This is a genomic window from Vibrio sp. Y176 (assembly GCF_033438945.1).
The window spans coordinates 1-528 of the sequence record NZ_JAWOQS010001130.1; the positions used below are offsets into that span (position 1 = coordinate 1).

The following is a 528-nucleotide window of genomic DNA, read 5'->3' on the forward strand; positions in this document are numbered from 1 at the left end:
GACAAAGCGATCATGGATAGTCGTTGGAAGCCAGAGAAAGTGTTTGTTTTCCAGCGACCAGAATGCGAAGCCGAGTTAAACCAAGAGAGAGATCTGGATTGGCAGCAAGAGTACAGCCAAGCACTTCCACATGCCTGTGTACCAGTACTGGCGACAGATCCGCTATACATTCTTTACACCTCGGGTACCACAGGTAAACCAAAAGGCGTAGTGCGTGATAACGGTGGTCATGCCGTGGCACTGAAGTACTCAATGAGCGCAATCTACAACATCCCGCAAGGTGGTGTGTTCTGGGCGGCATCCGACGTGGGCTGGGTTGTCTGCCACTCTTACATTGTTTACGCGCCATTGATTCATGGTTGCACCACAATTCTGTTTGAAGGTAAGCCAGTCAGAACTCCGAATCCGGGCGCATTCTGGCGTGTGTGTGACGAGTATAAAGTGGATGCTTTGTTCTCGGCGCCAACGGCTTTCCGTGCGATTAAGAAAGAAGACCCGGAAGGCGAGTTCTTAAAGCAGTATGATCTG

Annotated in this window: 1 protein-coding gene; it reads left to right on the forward strand. The window is 50.6% G+C overall.

The window, feature by feature from the left end:
- Positions 1-528 (forward strand): AMP-binding protein (locus R7O13_RS30590; protein WP_318305687.1); only part of this gene is annotated, 528 nt, incomplete at both ends.